General features: G+C 41.3%; 10 protein-coding genes and 1 pseudogene. 1 reads left to right on the top strand and 10 read right to left on the bottom strand.

The genetic code is table 11. The annotated features are described in order from the left end of the window. The coding region (locus tag LH47_RS15545; protein ID WP_152619625.1) for a transposase at nt 1-361 on the top strand (361 nt) is incomplete at its 5' end. Here LH47_RS15545 and LH47_RS13075 read toward each other — a convergent pair. The 10 genes and pseudogenes from LH47_RS13075 to LH47_RS15540 form a co-directional block, all read right to left on the bottom strand. Continuing rightward, nucleotides 320-856 carry an outer spore coat protein CotE gene (locus LH47_RS13075; protein ID WP_043968221.1) on the bottom strand — a complete coding sequence of 179 codons (537 nt, stop codon included), beginning with the start codon at nt 854-856 and terminating at the stop codon, nt 320-322. The two genes, LH47_RS15545 and LH47_RS13075, sit on opposite strands and share 42 nt — an antisense overlap. 159 nt (nt 857-1015) lie before the next feature. Then, nucleotides 1016-1447: a RicAFT regulatory complex protein RicA family protein gene (locus tag LH47_RS13070; RefSeq protein ID WP_043968219.1), complete on the bottom strand. Its 432-nt coding sequence runs from the start codon at nt 1445-1447 to the stop codon at nt 1016-1018. A gap of 1 nt (nt 1448) precedes the next feature. Continuing rightward, complete coding sequence (gene miaB, locus LH47_RS13065) at nt 1449-3029, bottom strand: tRNA (N6-isopentenyl adenosine(37)-C2)-methylthiotransferase MiaB (protein ID WP_043968217.1); 1581 nt, start codon at nt 3027-3029, stop codon at nt 1449-1451. A 119-nt stretch (nt 3030-3148) separates the two neighbouring features. Further along, nucleotides 3149-4015, bottom strand: coding sequence for a 2-oxoacid:ferredoxin oxidoreductase subunit beta (locus LH47_RS13060; protein ID WP_043968222.1), 867 nt, complete (start codon nt 4013-4015; stop codon nt 3149-3151). Nucleotides 4016-4017: 2 nt separating this feature from the next. Further along, on the bottom strand, nt 4018-5754 hold the full coding sequence (locus LH47_RS13055) for a 2-oxoacid:acceptor oxidoreductase subunit alpha (protein WP_043968216.1): 1737 nt from the start codon (nt 5752-5754) through the stop codon (nt 4018-4020). A gap of 199 nt (nt 5755-5953) precedes the next feature. Continuing rightward, entirely contained in the window at nt 5954-6913 is a 960-nt protein-coding gene (locus LH47_RS13050; protein WP_043968215.1) for a dipeptidase, read from the bottom strand. A gap of 48 nt (nt 6914-6961) precedes the next feature. Further along, nucleotides 6962-7222 carry a stage V sporulation protein SpoVS gene (spoVS, locus tag LH47_RS13045; protein WP_003181955.1) on the bottom strand — a complete coding sequence of 87 codons (261 nt, stop codon included), beginning with the start codon at nt 7220-7222 and terminating at the stop codon, nt 6962-6964. 125 nt (nt 7223-7347) lie between these two features. Continuing rightward, a complete protein-coding gene (locus tag LH47_RS13040) occupies nt 7348-8142 on the bottom strand; it encodes a TIGR00282 family metallophosphoesterase (RefSeq protein ID WP_043968214.1) in 795 nt (264 codons plus the stop codon). 99 nt (nt 8143-8241) lie between these two features. After that, nucleotides 8242-9798, bottom strand: a complete 1557-nt coding sequence (rny, locus tag LH47_RS13035) for a ribonuclease Y (protein WP_043968212.1) — start codon at nt 9796-9798, stop codon at nt 8242-8244. A gap of 298 nt (nt 9799-10096) precedes the next feature. Continuing rightward, nucleotides 10097-10241: pseudogene (locus LH47_RS15540) on the bottom strand (UPF0236 family protein); the annotation flags it as partial.

Raw genomic sequence — 10241 nt, 5'->3', positions numbered from 1 at the left:
AGAATTGTATGAGCAGAGAAAAGAGACAATCGAACGAAATTTTGCAGATTTGAAAGAGAAGCATGGTCTGCGCTGGACGAATTACCGTGGATTGGAAAGAAACCAGATGCAGGCGATGCTTGTTTGTGCTGCGATGAATTTAAAGAAATTAGCAAACTGCCTATGGAGAATGGGCATCTCCCCTCTTTTTCACTTATGTATGTCGTTATTTTCGTCAGTTCATCGAGGAAAACAAATATCAAAATGGAACAAAATGGTTGTAAGAAAATTGTCTTACAACCATTTTGTCAACAGTCTGAAACTAGGAAGAATAAACTTCCTAGTTTTTATTGCTTTCTTCTTGAAGAAGCTCTTCATCTAACTGTTCTAATTCCGCATCAATATCTTCATCTACTTCGTCTGATGATATATCTACGACGGCGATGCGGACTTTCGTTTCCCCGATGACTTCCGCAACAAACTCGCGCTCTACTTCCACAGTGACTTTATTTCCGTTCGGGGCAATCGTGCATTCTAAACAATTTGGCTGTTGAACAACGCGCGCAATCACTTCTTGTTCTTCACTAATAAGTTCTTCATTACGATACTTTAACGGAATCACATCTGTGTACGATACCGTTTCTGTCAACACTTCCGTTTTCGTATTATCGTTGTACGAATACCAAACGTTCACATCATACTTCCCATGAATTTCAACACTACGATCCACTTTTTTTGCCTCGTATCGATGATTAATAATCCAGCAACCGAGCACGCTCGTCGGACGATGTTGCGCGGAAACAGTATGCGTCGATTGCGTAAACTTTCGTCCTTTTCCCACGACTGCCTTTGTAATAATTTCTCTGTATTGGGACATGAAACAAACCCTCCTCAAAAATGCATTGTTCATTTTATCCTATGCACAGGAAACATAAAAGTGTACATAAAAAAACAATCATTCCGTATAGTTCATTGTATGCAACTCCTTCGAAATATGTGCGAAAAATAAAAAAAGAGCCCATATGAAATGGACTCTTTAATGACAATGGCCGCAATGGCTATGTTTCACTTGAGCACCTGTTTCTCCACGTAACACATCGCCACCTGTCGATGTAATAATTTCGTCTGTCACTGTTTTTGAAATGGTGGATGCAACAAGTTGCAATAAATCGTTAATTTCTACTTGCGATTGTTTAAATTGTTCTACAATTGGAATGTCTGATAGTTGTTCGTAAATCTCGTCAATTTCTGCTTCCACTTTTTTTAGCGCTTCGATTTTTCCATAATGTTGTAAGTTGACAGCTTGTTTTTGTAACGATTTTATTTTAGCAATCATCGTGCGCACTTTTTCATTTTCATGAATTTTTGCTTCTGCTTGTTTAAAAATCTCCACTTCTTCTGTTTCAGCAATCATTTTAGCCAATTCTTTTGCTTTCTGTACGATGTCATCCTTCGTATATTTCGCCACCTTATTTCACCTCAATCGCTTCTTCTACCATTTCTCCGTTTAACGTCCACGTTTTCGCTTCTGTAATTCGCACTTTAACCAATTGACCGATCGCGGACTTTGGTCCAACGAAGTTAACAAGCTTGTTTTTGCGCGTATATCCCGCGAGAACATCCGGATTGTTTTTGCTTTCCCCTTCTACTAATACTTCGACAACTTGTCCCTCATATTCCTTCATTTTCTTCGCGGAAATTTCGTTTACTAATGCATTTAATCGTTGTAAACGTTCTTTTTTCACTTCCATCGGCACGTTGTCAACCATTTTCGCTGCTGGCGTTCCTTCACGTGGCGAGTAAATGAACGTAAATGCTGAGTCAAATTCAACTTCGCGATAGAGCGATAACGTTTCTTCAAATTGCTCATCCGTTTCATTCGGGAATCCGACAATGATATCCGTTGTAAGCGCCACACCTGGGATGGCTTCTTTAATTTTACGAACAAGCTCCAAATATTGTTCACGCGTATATTTACGCGCCATCAATTTTAACACTTCACTGCTTCCAGACTGTACAGGCAAGTGAATGTGCTCAACTAAATTTCCACCTTTCGCCAACACTTCGATTAAACGGTCATCAAAATCACGCGGATGACTTGTGGTGAAACGAATGCGTGGAATATCAATTTTGCGTAATTCATCCATTAAATCACCGAGACCATATTTCATATCGGTAAAGTCTTTTCCATACGCATTCACGTTTTGTCCTAAAAGAGTAATTTCTTTATATCCTTGTGCGGCTAAGTGACGTACTTCTTGGATAATATCTTCTGGACGGCGGCTGCGCTCTTTGCCACGTGTATATGGAACAATACAGTACGTACAAAACTTATCGCAACCGTACATAATATTAACCCACGCTTTAATATTTCCTTTTCGCACTTTCGGTAAATTCTCAATGACATCGCCTTCTTTTGACCATACTTCAACAACCATTTCTTTCGACATGTACGCTTCTTTCAAAATATACGGAAGACGATGAATATTGTGCGTACCAAAAATCATATCAACGTATTGGAATTGTTTTAAAATTTTATTAACAACTGATTCTTCTTGCGACATACAGCCACATACCCCAAGCAATAAGTCAGGGTTATTTTGTTTCAATGGCTTTAAGTGGCCAATTTCTCCGAATACTTTATTTTCTGCGTTTTCACGAATCGCACATGTATTTAACAAAATGACATTTGCATCTTCTGGACGATCCGTCGACTCATAACCAAGTGCCATAAAAATACCGGCCATCACTTCTGTGTCATGCTCGTTCATTTGACAGCCATACGTACGAATGTAAAATTTGCGACCGTTCCCCATACCGCGAAATTCTTCAGGGATAGAAAAATCTTTATGATATTTCACTTCCTCTTTTCCGCGTTTTTTTGCTTCTTTCAAAGATGGGGGAACAAATACAGTTGAAAAATATTTTTCATAGTCTTGGCTCGTTTTTTGCTTTAGACGCTGTAAATTTTCATCCAAAGCGGATTTTTTGTCCGTTGGATGATCTGTTTCAATTTGTGCTGTGTACTGTAAACGTTGCTTTTCGTTCATCGTTATTCTCCTTTCTTTTGTTCATACATGCACACTAACATAGTATATTATTTTCCGGACTTTTAAACAATGTTTTTTCCATGAAAAAGAGGATGGCCTCTACCACCCTCTTTTCTGTCTTACATAAACTCTGCAACGAGTTGATCAAATTTTTCTTTACTAATTGTTAAATCCGCTTCAGTTAGTGGTTTTTCGCTATAACCTGGCACAAGATCTTGATATGATTTGCGCTCTTTATTTTGATAAATAAGCCCTGTCACAAGCCCTTTATGTTTCATTAACGTTTGCATCGCCATTTCGCGATCGGACGGATCGTATCCTTCAATTGAACTTAAGCTCGTTAAATTGTCTTTAAACCAATCATATGTGTTCACCTTATTGTATGTGACGCAAGGGCTAAATACGTTAATGAGTGAGAATCCTTTATGCTTCATGCCCTCTTCAATTAATTGCGTCAACTCTTTTAAATCGCTAGAAAAGCTTTGAGCGACGAATGTTGCCCCTGCTGTTAGTGCCATTTCCATAATCGACAATGCTGGCTCAACTGACCCTTGTGGCGTACTCTTCGTTTTAAAGCCAACCTCACTTCGCGGTGATGTTTGACCTTTTGTTAAACCGTAAATTTGGTTATCCATGACGATGTACGTAATGTCGATGTTACGTCGAATAGCATGAATTGTATGCCCCATTCCGATCGCAAATCCGTCACCGTCGCCACCAGCAGCAATAACAGTCAAATCGCGATTTGCCATTTTTACCCCCTGAGCAATTGGAAGCGCCCGGCCGTGAACACCATGGAAGCCATATGAGTTAATGTAACCAGAAATACGACCGGAACAACCGATACCAGATACAACAACTAGTTCGTGTGGTTCAAGTCCGACATTGGCAGCTGCTCGTTGGATAGCCGCTTGCACAGAAAAGTCGCCACAACCTGGACACCAGTTCGGTTTAATATTATTACGGAAATCTTTAAATGTCGCCATGTTTAAAACAACTCCTTGCATTTTGTATAAACTTCGTGCGGTAAGAACGGGTTGCCATCATACTTCAACACGTTAAATACTTTCTCAGCATGTCCAACGTTCATTTTTAGAATGTTGGCAAGTTGTCCTGTTGCGTTATTTTCAACAACAACAACTTTTTTCGCTGATTGCACAAGCGGCAACATTTCTTCCGTCGGGAACGGATGAATAAGACGAATGTGGGCGTGATTCACTTTTATACCATCGCGCTCTAAACGTTCCATCGCCTCTTCAATTGCCCCGCGCGTTGAGTTAAACCCAACGATTAACACATCTGCTTCTTCATGTTTCACATGTGTATGAACTGGTGTCGGGAATTGGATATGTTTTAACTTACGTAAACGCTTATCCATTTGTGCAATACGGTTCGCTGCTACTTCAGAAGGACGACCTGTTTCATCGTGCTCAACACCTGTCACATGATGAATGCCGTTTTTCATTCCCGGCAATACGCGTGGTGACACACCGTCTTCCGTCACTTCATATCGTTTGAAGCAACCTTTGTCTGGAATTTCAGGCAGTTCTCCTGTGACAAGCTTACCTCGACGAATTTCAATTTTGTCGTACTCTAGCGGCTCAACGGTTTGCTTTCCTAACGAAAGCTGTAAGTCTGTTAAAACGATGACTGGGCATTGATACTCTTCCGCAATATTAAACGCTTCGACCATATCGTAAAACGCTTCTTGTACAGTGCTCGGAGCGATGACTACTTTCGGAATCTCACCATGTGTGCCGTAAATCATTGCCATTAAATCTGACTGCTCTTGTTTCGTCGGAAGACCTGTACTTGGACCACCGCGTTGCGTATCAACAATGACAATCGGCGTTTCTGTAATTCCAGCTAATCCGATCGCTTCCATCATAAGCGAAAGACCCGGTCCAGCCGAAGCTGTCAACGTACGCACACCCGCATAGTTTGCACCGATAGCCATTGTACAAGCAGCGATTTCATCTTCTGTTTGAATGACCGTACCACCAAACTGCGGAAGCTTTTTAATTAAATATTCCATAATCTCAGATGCAGGTGTAATTGGATAAGCCGCCATGAAACGTGCACCGCCAGCAAGCGCACCAAGCGCAATCGCGTCGTTTCCAATCATAAACATTCTCTTTTTGCCGTCCGCTTTTTCAAGCTGCATTAATTGAATATTGTCGCCAAGCTGTTCACGCATAAACTGAGCGCCCGCTCTGATCGCTTCCATATTTTTCGCAACAACTTGTTCACCTTTGCGACCGAAAATCTCCTGAACGACCCCTTCATATACGCTAATATCGAGACCGAGTACTGCGCTAGAAGCTCCGACTGCAACCATGTTTTTCATTAATGCTGTTCCTAATTCTGTTGCAATATCTGTAAATGGAACCGCATACAACGTAGCTCTTGACTCGTCCGGAATGGTCGGATTAAACTTCGCGTCTGCGATGACGATCCCACCTTGACGCAACTCATGAAAGTTGAAGTCAATTGTCTCTTGGTCAAAAGCTACTAATATATCAAGATCATCGGCAATCGAACGAACTTGTGTCGTGCTAACGCGAATTTTATTGTTCGTGTGGCCACCTTTAATGCGAGATGAAAAGTGACGATAACCGTATAAGTAGTAGCCTAGTCGGTTGAGCGCAATGGAGAATATCTCTCCCGTACTTTCAATACCTTCCCCTTGTTGTCCTCCAACTTTCCACGAAAGTTGACTAATCATGTCTTACACCCCTTTAAAGTTCCATCAATTGTAACGTAACGTTTTACGATTATAAGTGTAGCACTTTTCCAAAAAAAGCTCTACCATTTCGCTTAATAAATTTTTTGAAAAATTTCATATACTAAACGCTTTCATTCTAGCCCTATTGAAAAAAAATTGCAACATATTTGTTACAAAAATGTGAATTTTTCTTTCGATTTTATTGTGGGATGCGCTCATAAAAATTGCAAAACAAAAACTTTTTTACCTGCTCCTCTTTAAAATGCTTTAACAATTCATCAATGAAATGCGGATAATAGGAAACATTTTCTAATTGATCAACCGTTTCAAACATACCGTCAAAATCAGATCCAAAACCGATGTGATTTTCTCCACCTAACGAACAAATATGATCGACATGCCGTAATACATCTGTCACCGTTGTCATATGGGCATCGTGACGCAAAAATTGAGGAACAAACGTCACACCGATCACTCCATTTTTCTTAATGAGTGCTTGAATTTGATCATCACGCAAATTGCGAGGATGCGGACAAAGCGTATATGCATTCGAATGTGAAGCGATCGGATAGTGAGCTAATTCCATAACATCCCAAAACGCTCGTTCACTTAAATGAGATACATCCGTCCAACATTGTTGTTCATTTAATAATTGAACGACTTCTTTTCCGAATCTCGTCAACCCTCCCCCACGTTGCTCTAAGGCACCGTCTGCTACCATATTCGCATCATTCCACGTTAAACCAACAGAGCGAACACCGAGGCGAAGAAGTGTGCGCAATTGCGTTAAACTTTCTCCTATGGCTTCACATCCTTCTAATGTGAGCATCGCTCCAATTTCATTCGGTTGTAGTTGATCGATTTCTCTTTTTGAGCGAACAACTTTCATATTCGGTTGCGACACAATTTTCTCGTAAAAATAATCAATCATCTCTAACGCAACAAAAAAGCGTGACTCTGGTCTGACATGTTTCGGAATATAAATCGCAAATCCTTGTACAGTTACACCCGCCTGCTTCAATCCATCGTATGTGACATGTAGCGATGAACTCCCCTCAAACGATACATCTTGGTCACAAAATAGTTGATATAAAACGTCACAATGAGCGTCAAATATACGCACAACGACCCCTCCATACGAAAATTCGCTCTTTCGCATATGATAAAAATAACCTGTTTGCTATGTAAGCAAACAGGTTTATGTTTATTAACGCGGCTCAACAATAAGCTTAATTGCTGTCCGCTCTTCCCCGTCAATTTGAATGTCCGTAAACGCAGGAATACAAATGAGATCAACTCCGCTCGGTGCTACGAATCCTCGCGCGATCGCTACTGCCTTAACGGCCTGATTTAATGCACCTGCGCCAATGGCTTGAATTTCAGCTGCACCGCGTTCTCTTAACACGCCTGCAAGTGCACCAGCTACGGAATTAGGATTAGATTTTGCTGAAACTTTTAATATTTCCATTTCTAGCTCCTCCTCGTTTCTAACAATTGCTTATAAAAAGTTGTACTGTTCATTATATATTCGTCCCTGTTTGCTCGTATTCCTGCTACGATATGTATTTTTTCAGAAAAATCTTAAAAGAGAAACTAGTCGAAATACGGATGATCGTCATTGATCATAATTCGTTGGATAGACCTTGTTTTTCCACTTTTTTCGTCTATTTCAATGAGCACAGCATTCAATTGTGCCCGACCAGTCGTCACTTCAAATCGAACGGGAAGTCCTGTTAAAAATTTACGCAATACAGCTTCGCGATCAACTCCTAAAATACCGTCATAAGGACCCGTCATCCCGACATCAGTAATGTATCCTGTTCCATTTGGCAAAATGCGCGAGTCAGCTGTTTGAACGTGTGTATGCGTGCCAACTACTGCGCTTACTCGGCCATCTAAGTACCATCCCATCGCTTGTTTCTCACTCGTTGCTTCTGCATGAAAATCGACGAGAATAAAAGGAGTTCGCGCAAGTGCCATCTCGACTAATTCATCCGCCTTTTTAAACGGGCAATCGATCGCTGGTAAAAATGTTCTTCCTTGTAAGCTAATGATCGCTACCTCATATCCTTCCACATGAACGAATACGATCCCTTTTCCAGGTGTACCTATTGGAAAATTGGCTGGACGAACGAGCACTTTCGCTTGGTCAATAAATTCGAAAACTTCACGATTATCCCACGCGTGATTACCAAGCGTTACTACATGCACTCCTATTTCTACAAAACGACGATATATTTTTTCGGTAATCCCTTTTCCGCCCGCTGCATTTTCACCGTTCACAGCAATGACATGAGGCTTATATTTTGCTTTCAGTTTCGGCACATATTCATCAATCATTTTTCGTCCCGGTTGTCCTACGACATCACCGATAAATAATATTTTCATCGTACTACCCTTTCTATGCTCATGATCTCTATTTTTCAGTTTCGCACAAAATAAAGCATTTATCAATACGAAAAAGCTACCCCGAATAAGGAGTAGCTTTTACTTTGCGTATTCAACAGCTCGTGTTTCGCGAATCACTGTGACTTTAATATGTCCTGGGTAATCAAGCTCTTCTTCGATACGCTTGCGAATATCACGCGCTAAACGGTGTGCTTCCAAGTCATCAATTAGATCCGGCTTCACCATGATACGAATTTCACGTCCAGCTTGGATAGCATATGATTTTTCAACACCTTCATACGACTCAGCAATTTCTTCAAGCTTCTCAAGTCGACGAATGTAGTTTTCCAATGTTTCGCTACGAGCACCTGGTCGAGCAGCAGATAAAGCGTCTGCAGCAGCGACAAGAACAGCGATAATCGACGTCGGTTCCGTATCGCCATGATGGGAAGCAATACTGTTAATGACAATCGGATGCTCTTTATATTTCGTTGCGAGCTCTACCCCGATTTCGACATGGCTTCCTTCTACTTCATGGTCAACAGCTTTTCCGATGTCATGAAGGAGACCTGCTCGTCTTGCAAGCATTTCATCTTCCCCTAACTCAGCTGCCATTAAACCAGCTAAATATGCAACTTCCATCGAATGTTTAAGCACATTTTGTCCATAGCTTGTACGGAACTTCAAACGCCCTAAAATTTTAATTAAATCTGGATGCAATCCGTGGACACCAACTTCAAACGTCGTTTGTTCTCCCACTTCACGAATATGCTCATCCACTTCTCTTCTCGCCTTCTCGACCATCTCTTCAATTCGTGCTGGATGGATACGCCCGTCTTGAACGAGTTTATCTAGCGCGATACGCGCTGTTTCACGACGGATCGGATCAAAACCAGATAAAATGACCGCTTCCGGCGTATCATCAATGATAAGGTCAATACCTGTTAACGTTTCTAATGTACGAATGTTACGTCCTTCACGTCCGATGATTCGGCCTTTCATTTCGTCATTCGGCAAGTTCACAACAGATACAGTTGTTTCTGCTACATGATCAGCAGCACAACGTTGAATGGCAAGCGATAAAATTTCTTTTGCTTTTTTATCCGCTTCTTCTTTCGCTTTCGTTTCTGCTTCTTTAACCATGAGCGCAATTTCATGCGAAAGTTCTTTTTCTACACGCTCTAAAATGATTTGGCGTGCATCATCACGCGTCAAACTAGAAATGCGCTCTAGTTCAGCTTGTTCTTTTCGAACGAGTTCTTCCACTTTGCTTTCCATCTCTTCAATATGCTGTTGTCTTTCATTCAGAGAATTCTCTTTCTTTTCAAGCAATGCTTCTCGCTTGTTTAACGCTTCATCCTTTCGATCGAGATTCTCTTCCTTTTGCAACAAACGGTTTTCCTGTTTTTGTAACTCACTTCTTCGTTCGCGAATTTCTCGTTCTGCTTCAACGCGAAGTTTGTGAATTTCATCCTTTGCTTCAAGAAGCGCCTCTTTTTTCAATGCGTCTGCTTCTCGTTTCGCTTCTTCGATCATTTGTTTGGCAGCTGCTTGTGCACCACCAATTTTTGCCTCGGCAATGGATTTACGAACAAAAAAGCCAACAACTGCACCGACGACTAGGGCAAGCAAAGCGGAGATGATCGTTTCACCCATTGTCCTCACCTCCTCTTGCTATAAATTCGTTACTTCATCAATGTCGGCATGTACATTGCAACCATTCAACATACACTTCAAAATTGTCAAATATACATGTACATTTTAAAGGTGACCTTCCATATTGTCAAGGCTTGTCATTGTGGGGAGTCAGTCAAGACTTTGTGGAGAACATTTTTTCGGTTCACTACGGGTGTTGTCAATCACTAGTTAGCGAACCATTTTCAGGAATTGATATCGTAAGCGCTTTTGGACTCTCATCCCTCATCTTGAAGTGATGATATTGTATTCCATTTTTTTACACCCAACCAAAATCCCGAAGCGCCGACAACGCTTGATGGATCGGCGTCCCGGATGACCGCTGCAGACACGGTAGATTCTGACGCACCACATCTGCCCACAACCGTCCTGCCTTCCGTTTGGCCTGTTCAACCCGCTTGGAC

It is taken from the genome of Anoxybacillus thermarum, from assembly GCF_000836725.1.
In the GTDB taxonomy this organism is placed as follows: domain Bacteria; phylum Bacillota; class Bacilli; order Bacillales; family Anoxybacillaceae; genus Anoxybacillus; species Anoxybacillus thermarum.
The sequence above is the reverse complement of the archived record's forward strand: the minus strand, read 5'-3'. Positions and strand labels throughout refer to the sequence as shown.

Excerpts from the sequence above, each read along its gene's own strand:
- LH47_RS13075 (WP_043968221.1), bottom strand. The coding sequence starts at position 856 with ATGTCCCAATACAGAGAAATTATTACAAAGGCAGTCGTGGGAAAAGGA.
- miaB (WP_043968217.1), bottom strand. The coding sequence starts at position 3,029 with ATGAACGAAAAGCAACGTTTACAGTACACAGCACAAATTGAAACAGAT.
- LH47_RS13060 (WP_043968222.1), bottom strand. The coding sequence starts at position 4,015 with ATGGCGACATTTAAAGATTTCCGTAATAATATTAAACCGAACTGGTGT.
- LH47_RS13055 (WP_043968216.1), bottom strand. The coding sequence starts at position 5,754 with ATGATTAGTCAACTTTCGTGGAAAGTTGGAGGACAACAAGGGGAAGGT.
- LH47_RS13050 (WP_043968215.1), bottom strand. The coding sequence starts at position 6,913 with ATGCGAAAGAGCGAATTTTCGTATGGAGGGGTCGTTGTGCGTATATTT.
- spoVS (WP_003181955.1), bottom strand. The coding sequence starts at position 7,222 with ATGGAAATATTAAAAGTTTCAGCAAAATCTAATCCTAATTCCGTAGCT.
- LH47_RS13040 (WP_043968214.1), bottom strand. The coding sequence starts at position 8,142 with ATGAAAATATTATTTATCGGTGATGTCGTAGGACAACCGGGACGAAAA.
- rny (WP_043968212.1), bottom strand. The coding sequence starts at position 9,798 with ATGGGTGAAACGATCATCTCCGCTTTGCTTGCCCTAGTCGTCGGTGCA.